18 protein-coding genes are annotated in these 18,144 nt (G+C 41.9%); 3 read left to right on the forward strand and 15 right to left on the reverse strand.

Annotated features, from left to right (window positions below; all coding sequences use genetic code 11):
• Positions 1-6 precede the first annotated feature (6 nt).
• From STYK_RS09910 to STYK_RS09970, 13 genes are all read right to left on the reverse strand, one after another.
• Positions 7-813, reverse strand: a complete 807-nt coding sequence (locus STYK_RS09910) for a metal ABC transporter permease (protein ID WP_033685627.1) — start codon at positions 811-813, stop codon at positions 7-9.
• Positions 806-1,510: a metal ABC transporter ATP-binding protein gene (locus STYK_RS09915; RefSeq protein ID WP_261804981.1), complete on the reverse strand. Its 705-nt coding sequence runs from the start codon at positions 1,508-1,510 to the stop codon at positions 806-808. The genes STYK_RS09910 and STYK_RS09915 overlap by 8 nt, the downstream gene beginning before the upstream one ends.
• Positions 1,510-1,950, reverse strand: a complete 441-nt coding sequence (adcR, locus tag STYK_RS09920; protein ID WP_261804982.1) for a zinc-dependent transcriptional regulator AdcR — start codon at positions 1,948-1,950, stop codon at positions 1,510-1,512. The genes STYK_RS09915 and adcR overlap by 1 nt, the downstream gene beginning before the upstream one ends.
• 154 nt (positions 1,951-2,104) lie before the next feature.
• A complete protein-coding gene (gene dltD / locus STYK_RS09925) occupies positions 2,105-3,373 on the reverse strand; it encodes a D-alanyl-lipoteichoic acid biosynthesis protein DltD (RefSeq protein WP_261804983.1) in 1,269 nt (422 codons plus the stop codon).
• Positions 3,366-3,605 (reverse strand): D-alanine--poly(phosphoribitol) ligase subunit DltC, encoded by a 240-nt coding sequence (gene dltC / locus STYK_RS09930; RefSeq protein ID WP_261804984.1) that lies wholly within the window; start codon positions 3,603-3,605, stop codon positions 3,366-3,368. Before dltC ends, dltD begins: the two co-directional genes overlap by 8 nt.
• Positions 3,606-3,617: 12 nt before the next feature.
• On the reverse strand, positions 3,618-4,862 hold the full coding sequence (gene dltB, locus STYK_RS09935; protein ID WP_261804985.1) for a D-alanyl-lipoteichoic acid biosynthesis protein DltB: 1,245 nt from the start codon (positions 4,860-4,862) through the stop codon (positions 3,618-3,620).
• Positions 4,859-6,409, reverse strand: a complete 1,551-nt coding sequence (gene dltA / locus STYK_RS09940) for a D-alanine--poly(phosphoribitol) ligase subunit DltA (protein ID WP_261804986.1) — start codon at positions 6,407-6,409, stop codon at positions 4,859-4,861. Before dltA ends, dltB begins: the two co-directional genes overlap by 4 nt.
• 20 nt (positions 6,410-6,429) lie before the next feature.
• Entirely contained in the window at positions 6,430-6,561 is a 132-nt protein-coding gene (locus tag STYK_RS09945) for a teichoic acid D-Ala incorporation-associated protein DltX (protein ID WP_000813667.1), read from the reverse strand.
• A 310-nt stretch (positions 6,562-6,871) separates the two neighbouring features.
• On the reverse strand, positions 6,872-8,050 hold the full coding sequence (locus STYK_RS09950; RefSeq protein WP_070528375.1) for a ryptide export MFS transporter: 1,179 nt from the start codon (positions 8,048-8,050) through the stop codon (positions 6,872-6,874).
• Between the two features lie 227 nt (positions 8,051-8,277).
• On the reverse strand, positions 8,278-8,982 hold the full coding sequence (locus STYK_RS09955; protein ID WP_000980817.1) for an MIP/aquaporin family protein: 705 nt from the start codon (positions 8,980-8,982) through the stop codon (positions 8,278-8,280).
• A gap of 69 nt (positions 8,983-9,051) precedes the next feature.
• Positions 9,052-10,878, reverse strand: coding sequence for a type 1 glycerol-3-phosphate oxidase (gene glpO, locus STYK_RS09960; RefSeq protein ID WP_049546889.1), 1,827 nt, complete (start codon positions 10,876-10,878; stop codon positions 9,052-9,054).
• Between the two features lie 41 nt (positions 10,879-10,919).
• Positions 10,920-12,428 (reverse strand): glycerol kinase GlpK, encoded by a 1,509-nt coding sequence (gene glpK, locus STYK_RS09965; protein WP_000076786.1) that lies wholly within the window; start codon positions 12,426-12,428, stop codon positions 10,920-10,922.
• A gap of 159 nt (positions 12,429-12,587) precedes the next feature.
• Positions 12,588-14,015 carry a helix-turn-helix domain-containing protein gene (locus tag STYK_RS09970; protein WP_261804987.1) on the reverse strand — a complete coding sequence of 476 codons (1,428 nt, stop codon included), beginning with the start codon at positions 14,013-14,015 and terminating at the stop codon, positions 12,588-12,590.
• Between the two features lie 164 nt (positions 14,016-14,179).
• Between STYK_RS09970 and hslO the strand changes: the two genes are divergently transcribed.
• Positions 14,180-15,052, forward strand: coding sequence for an Hsp33 family molecular chaperone HslO (hslO, locus tag STYK_RS09975; RefSeq protein WP_223340174.1), 873 nt, complete (start codon positions 14,180-14,182; stop codon positions 15,050-15,052).
• Entirely contained in the window at positions 15,039-16,019 is a 981-nt protein-coding gene (dusB, locus tag STYK_RS09980; protein ID WP_192855501.1) for a tRNA dihydrouridine synthase DusB, read from the forward strand. The genes hslO and dusB overlap by 14 nt, the downstream gene beginning before the upstream one ends.
• A gap of 70 nt (positions 16,020-16,089) precedes the next feature.
• Here the strand turns inward: dusB and STYK_RS09985 are convergent, their stop codons facing one another.
• Entirely contained in the window at positions 16,090-16,788 is a 699-nt protein-coding gene (locus STYK_RS09985) for a hypothetical protein (RefSeq protein ID WP_261804988.1), read from the reverse strand.
• 278 nt (positions 16,789-17,066) lie between these two features.
• Here STYK_RS09985 and STYK_RS09990 point away from each other — a divergent pair, with 278 nt between their 5' ends.
• Positions 17,067-17,297: a hypothetical protein gene (locus STYK_RS09990; RefSeq protein ID WP_004255357.1), complete on the forward strand. Its 231-nt coding sequence runs from the start codon at positions 17,067-17,069 to the stop codon at positions 17,295-17,297.
• A gap of 72 nt (positions 17,298-17,369) precedes the next feature.
• Here STYK_RS09990 and STYK_RS09995 read toward each other — a convergent pair whose 3' ends face one another.
• Positions 17,370-18,143 (reverse strand): NUDIX hydrolase, encoded by a 774-nt coding sequence (locus STYK_RS09995; RefSeq protein ID WP_261804989.1) that lies wholly within the window; start codon positions 18,141-18,143, stop codon positions 17,370-17,372.
• Position 18,144 lies beyond the last annotated feature (1 nt).

Here is an 18,144-nt window from a genome sequence, read left to right on the forward strand (position 1 = left end):
AGTCTCCTATTTGATAAAACGTCTTACTAAACTAATGAGTAAAAAGACAGTTACAAAAATAATGGTAATACTTGCACTTGCAGGTGTTTCTGCATAGTAGGAAATGTAAAGTCCTGCTACCATTCCCAAAAATCCAATAGCACTGGCAAGCAGCATAACCGATTTAAAGTTTTTCCCTAGACGAAGGGCAATACTGGCTGGCAAGACCATAATGGTCGATACCAGAAGAGCTCCCGCAGCTGGAATCATAAGGGCAATGGCCACCCCCGTCACCATGTTAAAAAGAATGGACATGGTACGAACTGGCAAGCCATCCACAAAGGCCGTATCTTCATCAAAGGTCAAAATGTACATCGGACGAAGGAAGAGGAAGGTCAAAATCAAAACAATCGCCGCAATGACAAAGAGGGAAATAACCTGCTCTTCACTGATAGTCACGATTGAACCAAAAAGATACTGGTCCAAACTCATTGAGCTAGAGCTTTTACCCTTGCTCATGACAATCAGAGAAACAGCCAGACCCGTTGACATGAGGATAGCTGTCCCGATTTCCATAAAGCTCTTGTAAACCGTACGGAGATACTCCAGGAAGACTGCCGCAATCAAGACAATAGCAATAGTGGAAATAGTTGGCGAAATCCCCAGTACCAGACCAAAGGCTACACCTGAAAGCGAGACGTGGCTGAGGGTATCACTCATCAAACTCTGACGACGCAAGATAAGGAAGGTTCCAAGAACTGGCGAGAAAAGACTCATGGCAATAACGGCCAGAAAGGCACGTTGCATAAAGTCATAAGATAACAAACTAAGCATGGCCCACCTCCTGATTATTCTCATGAACATTGAAACAACGCCATGGCGAGTCTTGGTTACGGACTAGATGGATATTGCGATCCGCATAGTCCTTAACTTCTTCAGGGTCATGGGTAATCATCAAAACAGCCTTACCATGATGATGGGCGCTGTGGTGCATGAGTTCGTAAAATTCGTTTTTACTTCCTGCATCCATCCCCGTTGTCGGCTCATCTAGGATAAACACATCTGGATCCGAAGCAAACATGCGCGCAATCACCGCTCGCTGCTTTTGCCCTCCAGAAAGAGACCCCAAGCGTTTGTCTCGGTGTTCCCACATGCCAACTGAATCCAGACTAGCCTTGATATGCTCCTCATCATGAGCATTCAAGCGACGGAACCAGCCTTTTCGTGGATAACGACCCGACTTGACAAATTCGTAAACCGTACTTGGAAAACCCGCATTAAAACTGGCAATCTGTTGAGGAAGGTAGGCTATTCTCAATTTCTTACCCTGTGTATTTGTCTTTGAAATAGTCACCTTGCCAATGCGTGGTTGGAGGATACCAAGACTAGCCTTGATCAGTGTCGTCTTAGCTGCCCCATTCTCCCCCGTCAAGGTAACAAATTCCCCACTATCAACACTATAATTGATATGTTCAAGAACGGGCTCCTTATCATAATAGAAGGATAAATCCTCTACCGTAATATATCTCATTATTTGATTTCTCCTACTAAAGCAGTCAAAAACCGCTGAATAACTTTTTGTTCATTTGGAGTAAACTGAGTCGCCACTTGTTCATAGGTTAAAAGTGTATGCTCATGGTGATGATGGTGCTCCTCAGCGATTGGACGAGCCAAATCAGTCAACTGATAAAAAATCACACGCGCATCCTTAGGATCTTTAGATGTTTCCAACATTCCTTCCTTGACCAAAGACTTAATGGCCTTGGTAACTGCCGCCTGACTGACATTGAGGCGACGGGCCAACTCTGAATTTGTTAAAGATTCCTCTGACAAGAACATGAGAATGTGCTCCTGAGTATTGGTCAGGGCCACCTCGCTAGTACAATGACCTATTAGGATTTCATGCTGATTTTCCGCCTGCAAAATCACCTCATTTAAAAAGGCATCGATATCCTTCGCTAGCTGTCTCATATCTGACTCCTTTCCTTTTGGACTTCTCTTTATTTTAAGAGAAAAATACTATTCTTTGAAAAATTATTTACTGGTTAATTATATCACAACCAAAAAAAGAGTCAAGAAAAAACGTGAAAACTAGTTTCATCCTTGAACTCTTCTATATTATGATCTATTGAAATTCCTTGACATCTCCATCATAAGTCGCCCAGTCTTTACTGAAAAAGCGCTCATTCAGATGATAAGTCGGAGCTGGTGTGGGATTGGATAGGAAAGGATCAACGGCCTTATCAAATGCCAACCAACCTAACCAACCAAGGTGAATGGTATCCTTCATAAAGAAAGCTTCCCCACCGTCCTTAGAAAAATCTGCTATATTGGTAAAACCTTGACTTTCTAACTGGTAGCGAATCTTCTGCACCGTTTGTTGGTACATATCCTCTCGTAAACCAGCATAGTCCATCCATTTTTTATTAACAGGTGGAATGATAAAAATCGGGTTTACCTTGGATTTAGAAAACTGTGTCAACACTAACTGCAAGTCATTATATTCTGGCGACTTGAGATAGGTAAAATTTTTCTGAGAATCCTTTAATTTATTCAAATCCTTCTTAATCTGTGTATTATAGAAATAATTCTCCATTCCCAGATCATTATTAGAAGTATTCTTTTCTGCATCTGCTTTGACAACATCTTCTATAGCTTGATAAGAAAACTGATCTGGCAAGGTCTTTAAATACTTAGCTACATGCTTATCGTATTTGAAATAGCCTCTAACCGAAAACTGACCAAAAAAGGAAGCTTGACGTTCATTAAAACGAGCCAATAATTCAATCATTTCATTGTCTGCCGTCGACAATTCTTCTTTACTTGCCAACTTCTGAACCAGGTCCTTCATAGCTACATTTGGAAACTGCTGTAGTAAGCGGGTCGCTGCATATTGACTAGCCTGATCTCCAGATTGATGTTCCAGAAAACTCGTCAACTGATCCCCATTAAAATACTGCTGGAAGGCTGCTGGCTCATAGCCATTTTTACTAAACCACTGGGGCGAGATGACATATACAACTTGTTTATTCTCCAGTTGTGGCAGCATCTGTTGCATCCCAAAATACTGATTGAGTGAAGCAGCTCCCCTCTGTCCTAAAAGATAGGGGCGATAAGAGCGATTGTATTTCTCAGCCAATACCGCAGGATGGGCACCGTCAAAACGAAGCCATTCACTGGAGCCAAAGAAGGGAACAAAACGCATATTTGGATCAGATAAGGCTCTGACCTTTTGACTCCTCTCCTTAAAACTATCGATAGTAGTAGCCACCGCCGAACGCTTCTCAGCTCCCAAATCATGGCGCATCTCAGCAGGATAGAAAAAGATAAGCAGACAAACCAACAAACCAGCTATCAAGACCGGTCCGAAGATCATCCATAAGCGTTTAAGCATTTTGTAGCTCCACAATACCAGCTATGATTTTATTGGCTGTATTCCAGTCGTCGCGACCAAACTCTGTTACAGGGACACGAATGTCAAAACGGTTTTCAATCTCCACAATCAACTCAACCGTTCCCATACTATCCAAGACACCTGCATCAAAAAGATCTTCATCCATCATCTCAGAAACATCTTCCATAAACAACTCATCAATAATTTCGATAACTTCTGATTTGATATCCATATTTTATTTCCTTTATTTTTTAAACCATAGATCATTCAAAAATCCAGAAAAGATCAAGAATGACAGCATGACGACATGGAAGGTGACAACCATGCCAAGCAACTGAATCCAGCGATTCTCAGGTAGAGCAGGCTTCCCTGCTTTTTTCCGTTCCTTATTGAGCGTTTTTTTCTTGCGAATCCAAGCGTCATTGATAACCAGTCCAATCCCATGAAAGAGTCCATAGGCGATGTAGTACCAGGTCACACCATGCCAAAATCCCATAATCAGCATATTTACAATGTAAGCCACGCTTGAGGTTACATTGCGATTTTTAAAGATCTTCTTTCTGGTCAATACCATGACCATTCGCATAAAGACAAAGTCACGGAACCAGAAAGAAAGACTCATGTGCCAACGATTCCAAAATTCCTTTAAATCCCTTGATAAAAAGGGCTTGTTAAAGTTGATGGGACTACGGATTCCCATTAAATTTGAAATGGCTAAGGCAAACATAGAATAACCTGCAAAGTCAAAGAAGAGTTCCAGACCAAAGGTATACATGACTGCCAAGGCATAGTGGTTAAAGAAGCCACCAGACTGCAGGGCTAGATTCTTCAGAGGAGGTAGTAAAGTCTCTCCTAAAACATGAGCTAGGATAAACTTATACAAAAAGCCCCACATGATATAGCGAACAGATTCATCCAACATATCCAGCAACTCATCCCGCTCAGGAATGGTCTGATAATTTTCATTAAAACGCTTAAAGCGATCGATTGGGCCACTTGAAAAGGTCGGCATGAAGAGAAGAAAACGGAGGAATTCCCAGAGGGTAAAATCCTTAATCACTCCATCTCTCAGCTCGATGATAATCCCAACCGAACGAAAGGTCAGGTAAGAAATTCCCAAAAACCCAAGCAAAGACTGCGTTCCATTGATAGCCGGCTGCACCTTGACAAAGATAATCGGAAGGAGGGACAGAAAACTAACTAGGTAGAAGACCCACTTGCCATCCTTGCTTTTTCGATAATGCTTGTAGAAGAGTACGAGCAATATTTCCCAGCAAAGGTAAATACCCAAGGCAGCCAACTGATTAGTCTTCCCACCTACCAACATGGTGACGATAAAGAAGAGACTAACCAGCACTTCATACCAGGCAAAGCGTTTCTTGAAAAAGAGGCCAATAAAGATGGGCAAGGTTGCAGCAATCACATAGACAAAATACTGAGGATTACCATATGGCTCTAAATGAGGAAGCTGTTGAAAGAACTCCATCATCTGCTATTCACCTCGTTAATCAATCCTTTGATGTCAATCTTTCCATTTGGAGTCAGTGGCAGACTGTCTCGATAAAGGAATTTAGACGGCATCATGTAGGACATCATGATATCTGTTAAATCTTCCTTGATAGCCTTGGTAATATCAATATCTCGCTCAAACTGCTCACGAACACCGTCTTTTAAGATGACATAGGCTAACAGATTTTGTACCTTGTGGTCCTTGTTATAGCGCGGTACTGCGACAGCAGACTCGATAAAGCGAGACTTATTGAGATTTTGAGAGACATCTTCTAACTCAATGCGGTAACCGTTGAACTTAATCTGGAAGTCCATGCGTCCACCGTAAAGAAGCAAGCCCTCATCTGTCATAGTTCCCACATCTCCTGTATGGTAGGCTGGTAGACCTTCAAACTCAAAGAAGGCTTCTGCCGTTTTTTCAGGATTGTTCATATAACCTTTTGAAACGGCTGGTCCAGAAACAATGATTTCTCCCTGTTCGCCATTTGGCAATTTATTGCCGTCCTCGTCAATGATAAAGGTTGGAGAATCAGCCTTGGTATAGCCGATTGGGAGGCGTTTGAGAGTCGCTAGCATCTCGTTTGTCACGGCAACAGCTGATAGAGCTACTGTAGCTTCTGTTGGACCGTAGGCATTGATAATACGGGCATGTGGGAAACGTTCGCGCAATTTTTGAGCCGTTTTGACCGTCAATTCTTCCCCATCAAAGTAGAAATGCGTGATTCCAGGCATTTTCTCGCTATTAAAGTCTTCTGACAACATGGCCATATCCGCAAAAGAAGGAGTTGATGTCCAGATAGCGATTGGCAATGAAAAGATGGTCGCAAAGAGTTGCTTAAAGTCCTGAGTAATAGCTGAAGGAAGAGCGAAGAGCGTACCACCCAGTGCCAAGGTAGGCGCCCAGTACATGACGGACAGGTCAAATGAATAAGGGGGCTGAGCCAACATTTGCGGACGACTTGGCGTCGCAAATTCCTTATCCGTAATCATCCAGTTGGTAAAGCTGAGGAGGTTATCATGGGAAATCTGCACTCCTTTAGGCTTACCAGTCGTACCAGAAGTAAAGATAATGTAGTAGTTATCATCACTCTTGACTGGATGCGTGATCTCATAGTTATTCCCCTGAGCAAAGGCTTCTTGAACCTGAGCTAGAGTCATCATCGGTGTAGAAACCTGCTCCAATGGGAAGTCTGAAATGGCAATAATCAAACTTGGCTCCGCTACTTCTAAAATAGCTGAAACTCGCTCCAAGGCCGAATGGCTGTCAATAGGAATATAGGCATGACCTGACTTAGTCAGCGCTACAAAAGTTGCCAACATTTCATATTCTTGGCCACCAAAAACAACCACAGGAGACTTCTCAGGCAAATCCAGTTGATCAATGGCTGCAGCCAAACTATCCGAATCAGCCTTTAAATCTCCATAAGTGTGTTCCTGCCCCAAAACATTGTAAACAGGATAGCTAGGCTGTGTCTGAGCAAAATGCTCAATGGTTTCAATCATATCTACTATTGGTTTATTTGACACAATAGGAATTCTCCTTCAAGTTAAAATTCATTATAGATAAAGCTTCCTTGACCCTGACCAAGATAGCTAAAGAAGTAAAGCAGCCCTAGAAAGATAAGAAAATACAAGGCTGTTCGACCAAGAAAGAGGTACAATTCTTTTCTCTGTTTCATCAAGAAAAACCATTCATTTCTGTAATTTTTGCTAAATAAGATAGACTCTTACTATAGTATTTTTCTACCATTGTACCACTTTATAGGCTAGTTTTTCAATTGTTTACCGTACATTTTCACTAGATTTCAGCTTATTTTAAGGGTTATGCGCTTTTTCTATGTATATTTCAAGTAGAGTGATACTGTTTCAAAACTCCATTTTATGAGAAAATGAAGGAAATCTTCCCATAATAAAACGCACGATATCAAGTTTTTTCAACACCTGATACTATGCGATTTGCTGATTTTTAAAGACTTTTTAACTAGTCTCTCATTTAAAATAATCTCGTCTGATATAAATTAAAATAGCTTCTATCACCAGACAAATGGCCGATATCCAAAAACTGATACTAATACCAAAACTCTCAGTAATATAGCTCATTAGCAAAACAAATACTGAAAATGCTAGTGTCGAAATCACTTCAAGAACGGAATAGACATTAACCAAGTTATTTTCCTCTACTGTTTCCTGAAGAAATACACTTTCAGGAACTTCTTTTAGTTGCGATAACATACCAACTAAAGCTGAAAATACTAAAAACATCTGTGCATTTGGAAAAAATAGAATAGTCAGTGTCACTATTGCCATGGCTACAAGAGGAAAAAGAATACTTTCCCATTTAGCAGCAAGAAACTTTTCAGATAGCCGAAAAGCAATTAAGCCACTAATTATAATCCCGATAGAATATGCTGTATTAGAATATCCCCAGTAACTTTCCGTTTCATTTAATAACTCAGTTACAAAGACAAGTATGATAGACGAAACCCAAATCGTATTTGAGAAAATTTCAAATAAATTTGCTGATACAAAAAGTCTTAATCTAGGATCTCTAGCAACTAACTTCCAACCTTTGAGCAAAATTTCAAGATTCGTCTCTGACTCTAGTACCTCCACTTCAGCGTTAGGCAGAAATAACATCAGAAAGCTAGAAATGATATACAAGATTAAAATGATAAACGTGGTAGGCAACAGACCAATTGTTGCAAACAAGAGTCCACCCAACCCCCACCCTACCAATTGAACAGCTTCACCAGTCATTGACAAGGCTGAGTTAGCCTTGCCCAAATCGGTCGCATAGCGCGGCACAATAGCATAGGAAACGGGTGCTGCAAAACCATCTAATATGGAAATTGCAACAACAAATAGATAGATCACCAAAGGCGCTACTGATTGCATTACGGTAAACATTCCTACCAGTATCGCCAATAATATAGTCTTTCCAAATTGGGATAAAGATAAAACCCTATTTAGCGCTATCCTTTTAGTAACTAAAGGAACTAAAAGACTTGCAACAAAAGAGGATATCCCTATTAAAATGGGAACTAGTGATGTGGCAATTACTGATTTTGAAATAATGTATATGTTAGCAATGATTGTTACTCTAAAGAAAATATCTGCTAAATTTGCAAACAATTGAGAGACTAACAATTTGATAAATGAATTAGACATATAGCTCTCCTATCTTAGTTGCCAACTTTGGAATTAAAATTTGATTTTTAATATTTTAGCATAAAATAGCAGAAAACAAAAGTGAGGTTTTTTACATGAGAAAGCAAAAGCTAGTGCCTTTATTCTTCCTATTTTTTGAAGGAATTATTATCGTTGGAGGCTAGCTCTAAGAAGTTATACTCAATGAAAAAAGCCTGAGATACTCATCTCAAGCTCTATTTTCTAAATTAGAAAAGTGAGAATACGAGAACGGCCAAGGCTGCTCCGATAACAGGTCCCACAACAGGAATCCAGGCATAAGACCAGTCTCCGTCTCCCTTGTTTGAAATTGGCAAAATGCTATGCATGATACGAGGTCCAAGGTCACGCGCAGGGTTCAAGGCATAACCTGTTGTCCCACCTAGTGATAGACCGATACCGACAATCAAAGTCCCCACTGCAAAGGTTCCGATTCCTGCTTGAAGGTCATAAAGTCCCAAAGCAAAGATTGTCAATACCAATACAAAGGTGCCAAGGATTTCGCTGATCAAGTTTGATACAGTATCTTTGATGGCTGGTCCAGTACTGAAGGTTGCCAGGATATTTCCTGCATTTTCTTCTGCCTCATAGTGAGGTTTGAATTGCAACCAAACCAAAATCTGACCGAGCATAGCCCCTGCGAACTGGGCTAGGATATAAGGGAATACTGATGCCCAAGGCAAGTCACCTTTTAAAGCCACACCAATTGTCACAGCTGGATTCAAATGAGCTGGACTGAGTTTTCCAGATACAAAGACTGCAACTGCAACTGCAATCCCCCAACCCATCGTAATCACAATCCAACCTGAGCTGTTGCTCTTGGTTTTTGGAAGAACAACACCAGCAACAACACCATTTCCTAGAAGAATTAGGATTAAAGTCCCTAGAAATTCTCCAAATAATTCATTCATCATCTTTCTGTCTCCATTAAAAAGAAGGGGCGGGCGACAAGGAAGCCTGCCCTCCACCTCTTTGATTTTTTCTTAATTTTTTAATTCTGCTAAATCATTGTTAGCGAGAGCCGCTTCGACATCCGCACGGTAAGTTGCTTTCTCATCTTCTGTCCAGTCATAGAATCGTCCCATTTCATCCAAAACTGGCTCAACGATGCTATCCAAGCTATCACGCATAAAGAGCATATGGTTGGTACGACGAAGAAGGAAGTCAACTGGGCTAAGTGCCAACTCATTGCGCATTGCATAGTGAAGGGACAAGGTTTCCGCCAAGCTGAGTCCTGGTGCTTGTTCCAAACTATGAGCAAGGGCAAAGACCTTCGGTGCATTTGAACCGTAAAGATTTGCTAGGTAATGAGCTTCCTTGCTATCCAAACCACGTGACACTCCAAGTTGCGCAAAGGCTTCGATTTCTGAGTCTACATTTGCTGGGTTCAATTCTCCACCTGAAACAGGATATGTCTTAGAGTTGATGAGTTTAAAGCTGCGATCAAATTCTGCTTTGAGGATGTCAACCACACGCTCCATAGCTCCTTCAGCCATCTTACGGTAGTCTGTGATTTTACCACCAGCAAGAGTCAAGAGACCATTGTCATCACGGTCCAAGCTCGAACCACGTGAAACTGCAGATGGGTCCAAATGTTTCTCAGAGGTACTGCTTTCAAGCTTGCTGACAGCAGACTCAACATCTTCACGCGTTTTTTCTTTAGAGAGATAAGATTCAACAGTAGCAATCAAGTTGTTAAAGCTTTCATCACTGATGGTTCCGTTATTTCCTCCATTGTAGTCAGAAGCGCTATTGCCTGCGATCAATGGACGAAGACCTGCCCAGCTACTTTCGATATCATCAATGGTGATGTTGGCTTCTGGGAAGCGGTTGTTGACAATGCCAAGTAGGTAATCTACATCTTCCTGAGTTACTTTTGGATGTTCCAAATCACCTGTGTAGTCTGTATCAGTTGTACCAAAGTAAGTCTTGTTTTCACGTGGGAGAACAAAGACCATACGGCCATCACCCAAACCTGTATCAAAGTAAACTGGCTGTGAAACCTTGATCTTGCTTGAGTCCACTACCAAGTGAACTCCCTTAGTTGGACGCATTTGTGAGAATTGTGTTCCCTTATTAGACAAATTGCGCACCTTGTCGCTCCAAGGACCTGTTGTGTTAATCACCAGACGGGCCTTGATTTCAAAGACTTGGTCTGTCAAGAGATCACGAGCTACAACACCTGTAATCTTGCCACTTTCGTCAAATAAGAAACCTTCTGCTTTAACGTGGTTGGCAATGAGGGCACCGTCTTGGTTGGCACGTTTGATGTTTTCAATCACGAGACGTGCATCGTTGTTACGGAAGTCAAGGTAAACCCCACCTCCTACCAAACCTTCTTTCTTCAAGTTTGGCTGGCGTTCCAAGACTTCTTCCTTACTCAAGACCTTGTTAGCAGCTGGTGTGTTGTTAACTCCTGCCAAAAGGTCGTACAAATCCATAGCTACTTTAAGACGGAAGAGGCTAAAGGTTGCTCCATCTTCATCGTAAACTGGCAAGAGCATTGGGTCCGGTTTTGGAATGTGTGGTGCGATTTGTTGAACCACTGCACGTTCAGAAACTGTATCTGATACTACTTCTACATCAAATTGCTTAAGGTAACGTAGTCCTCCGTGAACCAATTTTGTTGAACGACTGGATGTTCCTTCTGCGAAGTCCTGCATTTCAATCAAACCAGTATCTAGACCACTAGCTGCTGCCTGCAAGGCTACACCAGCCCCTGTAATTCCTCCACCGATAATCAAGAGGTCCAAGGTACGTTCCTGCATTTTTTGAATTGATAATTCACGTGTTTTCTTTGAAAATTCCATATTTACACACTTTCTAACTGAGTCGCTTTATTCTTCCAGTATTAGTCGTCTACTTCCGCAAAGACTTGGGTTGCTTTCACAGCTTTCTTCCAGCCCTTGTAGAGTTGTTCCTTGCGAGATTCGTTCATAGATGGCTCGAAGAGCTCTCCTGTCTCGTTCAAGAGTTTCAACTCATCCAAGTCTTTCCAATAGCCCACAGACAAACCTGCTAGGAAGGCTGCCCCTAGAGCTGTTGTTTCCAAGTTTTTGGCGCGTGCGATATCGATTCCCAAAATATCAGCTTGGAATTGCATGAGGAAATTGTTCATAGCTGCACCACCGTCTACTTTCAAGACTTGGATAGCTGTCTGCGCATCTACTTGCATGGTATCGATGATATCACGCACTTGATAAGCGATAGATTGCAAAGTCGCCTTGATAAAGTCTTCTTTAGTTGTTCCACGAGTTAAGCCAAAGACAGAACCACGAGCGTTTTGGTTCCAGTATGGAGCACCTAAACCTGTAAAGGCTGGAACGACATAAACTTCATCATTGTTGTGAGAATCACGAGCGTATTTTTCAGATTCTGGTGAATTTTCGACCATGCGAAGTCCGTCACGAAGCCATTGAATGGCACTTCCTGCGATGAAGATAGAACCTTCCAAGGCATAGTAAACCTTGCCGTTAATTCCGTAACCAATGGTTGTCAAGAGGTTGTTTTCAGACAGCTGCATCTCTTCACCAGTATTCATGATGATGAAAGAACCTGTTCCATAAGTATTCTTGACCATACCTGGTTCAAAGGCCAACTGTCCAAAGAGGGCTGCCTGTTGGTCCCCAGCCATACCTGAGATTGGAACTTCTCCACCATAGAAGTGGAATGGCGCTGTCTTACCGTAGATTTCAGAGTTAGAACGAACTTCAGGCAACATTGCTTTAGGAATATTGAGGATTTCCAAAATCTCATCATCCCATTTGAGTTCTTTAATGTTATAAAGCATGGTACGAGCTGCATTTGAGTAGTCAGTCACGTGAGCTGCACCGTCAGTCAATTTCCAAACCAACCAAGTATCGATGGTACCAAAGAGCAATTCCCCTTTTTCTGCTCGCTCTTGAGCGCCTTCTACATGATCCAAAATCCAACGAACCTTAGTCGCTGAGAAGTAAGCATCAATTATCAAACCAGTCTTTTCATGGAATTTTTCCACATAACCTTGGCTTTTTAGTTGCTCAGCCAGAGGAGCAGTTTGGCGTGATTGCCAAACGATAGCGTTGTAGATAGGGAGCCCTGTTTTCTTATCCCAGACGACAGTTGTTTCACGCTGGTTGGTAATCCCGATTGCTTCGATTTGATTTGGCTTGACACCACTTTCGATGAAAGCACCCGCAATAACTGACTGAACAGAGTTCCAAATTTCATTGGCATTGTGCTCTACCCAACCTGCCTGAGGGAAAATCTGGGTAAACTCTTTTTGACTCGAGCTGACCTTTTCTCCTTTTTTGTTGAAAATAATGGCACGAGAGCTTGTAGTCCCCTGGTCAATGGCCATGATGTATTTTTCTTGTGACATGTGCTGTCCTCCTGATAAAGATCTTGAGGATGTTTCCTCTTTACACTTACTAGTATACAAAATAAAGCGCTTTCTTGTTTATCAACTTTTTTTAATTTTTTAAAAAATGTGAGGAGATTGTATGAATTTCACAAAAAAGACCTGGAACGACCAAGCCTTTTAAGTGAATAATAACTGACGAATCCCTGCCAAATCTTCCAAATCCAAGTCGTTTTTTAAATAATAAACTGGGGTCTGTTCCTTCTTATGAATCGGGTTATTTGTAACCAGCAAATCATAATGCCGAGTTCGGTCATAGGCTTCAATGGTAATAAAACGATTGTATTCCAAATACCGTTTCAAAATGGCTGCCATCCTTGAAAAGACAAGAAAACCAGATGTCAAATCCAGACCAATCCGCATATGCTGACCACCATTTTCAGCCATATATTCGATTAACTGCAGCCATTCCCAGAGAATTTTCTTATCCAAATCCGTCCCCTGCTGAAAGGCAGGCATGGCATGAAAAATCTCCTCTGCCGTCCCCCTAAAATCATGTTCCATCAGCAAATAAGGATGACGATTCTCTAACTGGTACTTATAGCGGTCCTGTAAAATATAGCCCTTATAGAGATAGACTTGAGCACAAAGCTGACTGAGTTCATAGGTAATATGATCCTCTGTATAACCACCCAGCAACTCCTCCTTCTTCATTTCTTGAATCAATTGCGTCAGCAAATCTGCCAACTGCCCTCCAAAACCAAGGATATACTCCATAGTATGAAGAGGAAGAATGCGATGAGATAGGAGGAAAGAGAAGAATATCATCATCTCCCCATCCTCAGTTCCTAGTGGAATATGTTGCCCAGCGAAAAATGACGGAGCCTTTCGATGCAAACGAAGATAGAAAATATTGTCAAAATACCCTCGCATTTTTTCTTCTATCACTTGGAACTGACAGGCATTGACCCGAAGACGTTGCTGACTGATATGAGCCCAGAGAATCAAGTCCAATTTCTGACCCGAAGACAAACTTGCACCGCAGATTTCTTCTAAACTGGCAATCTCCTGTTTTCTCTCTGGTTTCTGCATATGGCATTCCCATTCCTGACTCGACCAGACCTTGCGGAAAAGACAGAAATAGAAATAGCGAATCTGATGCTCTGGACCTCGCCAACGTCCATTCTGGATGGATAAATCAAATTCTGACAAAATCTGATTTAAGCTAGCTAAGTGGCGACCAAGTGTAGCCTCGCTAATCATCAATTCTTGAGCCAGCTGATGGGCTAAAAACTGTTGGTGGTAGAGAAGATAGACCAAAATCTGGTATTTAACAGCATTCTCCAAAAACAGGCTCCGAATATCTCTCCCCTTGGTAGCTGCACCGATCGACAGGCGCAGATTTTCATCTTCTAAGGAGATATTCAGCTCTAAGCCACTGTCCAAAGCCTTGTCATTGAGTAAGGTGACATATTTAGTTAGGGTTGCTTTTGAAAATCCTGTTTCCTCCATTACAGCCTTGACAGTCGTCTGAGACTCTTGTAATAGAAAGGAAAGGATTGAAAATTGGCCAGATTCAGCCTTTTCCATCAAATCTCCTAAATACATTTGTTACCCCTTTCATTTTCTACCTTAAGCATAGCATAAATCTTACAAATGCTGAAATAATCTGTTTCTCTTTTTATTTTCATGCTGATTTCCTGGTCCATTATCCTGAAAATCAGCAAACACACGGCTCCCCCTTTGGGCATTTTTATGCTAAAATAGTAGCTATGGATAAAATTATTAAAACTATATCAGAAAGCGGAGCCTTTCGTGCTTTTGTCCTTGATAGCACAGAAACCGTCCGCACTGCTCAAGAAAAACACCAAACCCAAGCTAGCTCAACTGTAGCGCTTGGTCGAACTCTTATCGCTAGCCAGATTCTCGCAGCCAATGAAAAAGGAAATACTAAACTAACAGTTAAGGTGCTGGGATCTAGCTCTCTAGGTGCTATTATCACCGTTGCTGATACCAAGGGGAACGTTAAAGGCTATGTTCAAAATCCTGGTGTTGACATCAAAAAGACTGCAACTGGTGAAGTCCTAGTTGGACCTTTTGTTGGAAATGGTCAATTCCTCGTTATCACAGACTACGGTACTGGAAATCCTTACAACTCTATGACTCCTCTTATCTCTGGAGAAATTGGTGAAGACCTGGCCTTTTACCTGACTGAAAGCCAACAAACACCTTCAGCAGTCGGCCTCAATGTCCTTTTGGACGAAGAAGACAAGGTCAAGGTTGCAGGTGGTTTCCTAGTCCAAGTCTTGCCAGGAGCCAAGGAAGAAGAGATTGCTCGCTTTGAAAAACGCGTCCAAGAAATGCCAGCTATCTCAACACTTCTGGAAAGCGACGACCATATCGAAGCCCTCCTCAAGGCAATCTACGGTGACGAGACCTACAAGCGTCTTTCTGAAGAAGAAATCCGTTTCCAATGTGACTGTAGCCATGGGCGCTTTATGAACGCTCTTGCCAGCCTTCCAATCTCAGACTTGCAGGAAATGAAAGAGGAGGATCACGGGGCAGAAATCACTTGTCAATTCTGCCAAACTACTTACAACTTTGATGAAAACGACCTGGAGGAACTCATTCGTGACAAATCTTAATACACCCTTTATGATTGGCAATGTTGAGATTCCCAATCGTACCGTTTTAGCACCCATGGCTGGTGTGACTAACTCAGCCTTTCGTACTATCGCAAAAGAGCTCGGAGCTGGACTCGTTGTCATGGAAATGGTCTCTGACAAGGGAATCCAGTACAACAATGAAAAAACCCTGCACATGCTTCATATTGATGAAGGCGAAAACCCTGTCTCTATCCAACTTTTTGGTAGTGATGAAGACAGCCTAGCACGCGCAGCAGAATTCATCCAAGAAAACACTAAGACCGATATCGTGGATATCAACATGGGCTGCCCAGTTAACAAAATCGTGAAGAACGAAGCTGGCGCTATGTGGCTCAAGGACCCAGACAAGATTTACTCTATCATCAACAAGGTCCAGTCTGTCCTTGATATTCCCCTTACTGTCAAAATGCGTACCGGCTGGGCTGACCCATCTCTTGCAGTAGAAAATGCCCTCGCTGCTGAGGCAGCAGGTGTTTCTGCCCTCGCTATGCATGGCCGTACCCGTGAGCAAATGTATACAGGTCACGCAGACCTTGAGACCCTTCACAAGGTCGCTCAAGCTTTGACCAAGATTCCATTTATCGCTAATGGTGACATCCGTACGGTCCAAGAAGCCAAACAACGCATCGAAGAAATCGGTGCTGACGCAGTCATGATTGGCCGCGCTGCCATGGGCAATCCCTACCTCTTCAACCAAATCAACCATTACTTTGAAACAGGAGAAATCCTCCCTGATTTGACCTTTGAAGACAAGATGAAAATCGCCTACGAACACTTGAAACGTTTGATTAACCTCAAAGGGGAAAATGTAGCAGTTCGTGAATTCCGCGGCCTCGCTCCTCACTACCTCCGTGGAACATCTGGCGCAGCCAAACTCCGTGGAGCCATTTCACAAGCTAGCACTCTGGCAGAGATTGAAGCCCTCTTGCAGTTGGATAAGGCTTAATAGTTTAAAACCCGTAACTATCTTAAAGTTTACGGGTTTTTGACTGTAAAAATTCAAATACTGAAGGTTATTATTGATTCAAAGCAACACTGGAAACCTTACCATCCGCTCCTGTTGTAATTTGGATGACTTTTCCTCCACCAATTTTGGCATTATACTTGCCATCATCAAGAGTATAAGAGTAGCCTTTGATAGAGTAGTTTTCTTTCTTTCCATCAGAAGATTCTACTGTGAATTGACCTCCTGATGAAACTGTGATAGTTTCGCCATTGGCTCCCTTCCAATTGCCCGCTGCAGCTGAGAAATCACCATCAACCATGGTTAAGACACCCTTATAGCGTTTATTTTGCTCTGCCTGTTTATCTTGAAGTTTGCGGTCAGTTGTAGGATCATAGCTTGATTGATTAGACTGAGCTTGAGAAGCCTGTTGAGTTGAAGGAGTCTGAGCAGGAGTTTGTTGACTAGCTGCCTGTTGATTAGCCACTTCTTGACCTTGTCTTTGCTCTGGTGCAGGTGTCGCTTGTGATGGTGTTGCACTTACTGAAGACTGGTCGGTAGATGCCTTGGCCTTTTCAGATGAAGCTGAACTTGAGGACTTCTGAGTCTTGCTTTCTTTGCTAGCAGAAGCTGCTTTAGAACTTGATGATTGGCTTGTCTTAGCAGAACTGCTTGCTTGAGTTGTTTCCTTTTTATTTCCACAAGCTCCTAATAGCAAGGTAGAAGCCAATACAGTTGCTGCCATCAATTTGATATAGGTTTTCTTTTTCATTTTTCTACTCCTTTGTAATATTTTAGAAATATAAAGAAATCTTTTTGTAATATAATTGTAACATTAGGATTTAAATATGTCAACAATTTATCTAAACTATTTTAAAAATCTTAAATACTTTAGATACATTTACTCCTCCTACTCTTCTATTCGTAATAAAACAGAAAAACAGGAGATTTTCCTGTTAAAAATTTGAATTTGTTTTTGTGAAATCGCTTGCACCTTTAAGTACAAAGGAATATAATAACATTGAAATAGAATATAGGAGGTGCACTCTTATGCTAAATAAGTATTATAAGTATCTTCCTTGGTTGATTTTGGGAGCAATTGGCTCTTATCAATCAGCCGCTTACTATGCGAGAACTGCATTTGATGTGTTTTATCTGACTACAATCTTTTTGATTGTTTATATCGCTTTGTTATTTTTACATGAGAACTATCTCAAGTATCGATACAAAGACTTTTTTACTCACCTGTTGAGCAATTCTAAGAGAGATAGCCATCCCTAAAACAGTCGCAACAGCAAATCAAACTAATAAAGGCAAATAAAGAGGTCGGGAACTTTTTCCCGGCCTCGCTTTTTATTTCAATCGATAGGTTTTTCTTGGTTTCTTTTTAGGTACTCGTTTGAGTCCGACTTCTTCTACATATTCTCCGTATTTTACGAGAAAGTTATTGCTGACGATTGGACGACCGGGATTGATAAGATTGACCAGTTCAGTTCCTTCGTAGACAGTGAACTCCTCCTCCAGCAGATAGAGGAAGGTCGGATTCCAGTCGAGACGGCCTTGGATTCGTTTGATGGATTCTTGGATAATGGCATAATGATCAAAAGCGAAGGCTTGCTCCTCCAACTCTACTCCCTCTAGGTAGCATTTTCCTGTCTGAAAATCGACATCTAAAAAAACCACATCCTTGGCATCGTCTCCTGCTTGAACAAGTTCTAATGCACGACTAGGCAAATAAACCAAGTGGGCAATGGTCACTGTCCAGCCCCGTGGGTCACGGCCGGGAGTCGATACGGTCATCAATTGCTCGATTTTTTCCAAAGGAAGATCGAGATTGACTTCTTCTCTCACCTCACGCTGACAGGCATGCGCAGCATCTTCGCCCTTGTCCATAAATCCTCCAACTAAGGCCAAACAGTTCTGATAAGGGTGAGCCTTGCGGCGAATTAATAAGAGCTTGATCTTTCCTTCGACAAAGCAGTAGGCTACCATATCCACCGTCACACTTGGTTTTTCGTATTGAGGAAGTTCCTGCTTGTAGTACCAATCCAAAAACTCCTCCTGACTGGCATGAATTTCAAAATATTCTTTTTCCGTCATCCCTGCTGGAATCATCGTGTCCGTCATT

Origin of the sequence: Streptococcus toyakuensis, assembly GCF_024346585.1 — a bacterium.
In the GTDB taxonomy this organism is placed as follows: Bacteria; Bacillota; Bacilli; order Lactobacillales; family Streptococcaceae; genus Streptococcus; species Streptococcus toyakuensis.

Coding starts and splice junctions, on each gene's coding strand:
- STYK_RS09910 (WP_033685627.1), bottom strand. CDS start 813: ATGCTTAGTTTGTTATCTTATGACTTTATGCAACGTGCCTTTCTGGCC.
- STYK_RS09915 (WP_261804981.1), bottom strand. CDS start 1,510: ATGAGATATATTACGGTAGAGGATTTATCCTTCTATTATGATAAGGAG.
- adcR (WP_261804982.1), bottom strand. CDS start 1,950: ATGAGACAGCTAGCGAAGGATATCGATGCCTTTTTAAATGAGGTGATT.
- dltD (WP_261804983.1), bottom strand. CDS start 3,373: ATGCTTAAACGCTTATGGATGATCTTCGGACCGGTCTTGATAGCTGGT.
- dltC (WP_261804984.1), bottom strand. CDS start 3,605: ATGGATATCAAATCAGAAGTTATCGAAATTATTGATGAGTTGTTTATG.
- dltB (WP_261804985.1), bottom strand. CDS start 4,862: ATGATGGAGTTCTTTCAACAGCTTCCTCATTTAGAGCCATATGGTAAT.
- STYK_RS09945 (WP_000813667.1), bottom strand. CDS start 6,561: ATGAAACAGAGAAAAGAATTGTACCTCTTTCTTGGTCGAACAGCCTTG.
- STYK_RS09950 (WP_070528375.1), bottom strand. CDS start 8,050: ATGTCTAATTCATTTATCAAATTGTTAGTCTCTCAATTGTTTGCAAAT.
- STYK_RS09955 (WP_000980817.1), bottom strand. CDS start 8,982: ATGATGAATGAATTATTTGGAGAATTTCTAGGGACTTTAATCCTAATT.
- glpO (WP_049546889.1), bottom strand. CDS start 10,878: ATGGAATTTTCAAAGAAAACACGTGAATTATCAATTCAAAAAATGCAG.
- glpK (WP_000076786.1), bottom strand. CDS start 12,428: ATGTCACAAGAAAAATACATCATGGCCATTGACCAGGGGACTACAAGC.
- STYK_RS09970 (WP_261804987.1), bottom strand. CDS start 14,015: ATGTATTTAGGAGATTTGATGGAAAAGGCTGAATCTGGCCAATTTTCA.
- hslO (WP_223340174.1), top strand. CDS start 14,180: ATGGATAAAATTATTAAAACTATATCAGAAAGCGGAGCCTTTCGTGCT.
- STYK_RS09985 (WP_261804988.1), bottom strand. CDS start 16,788: ATGAAAAAGAAAACCTATATCAAATTGATGGCAGCAACTGTATTGGCT.
- STYK_RS09990 (WP_004255357.1), top strand. CDS start 17,067: ATGCTAAATAAGTATTATAAGTATCTTCCTTGGTTGATTTTGGGAGCA.
- STYK_RS09995 (WP_261804989.1), bottom strand. CDS start 18,143: ATGACGGACACGATGATTCCAGCAGGGATGACGGAAAAAGAATATTTT.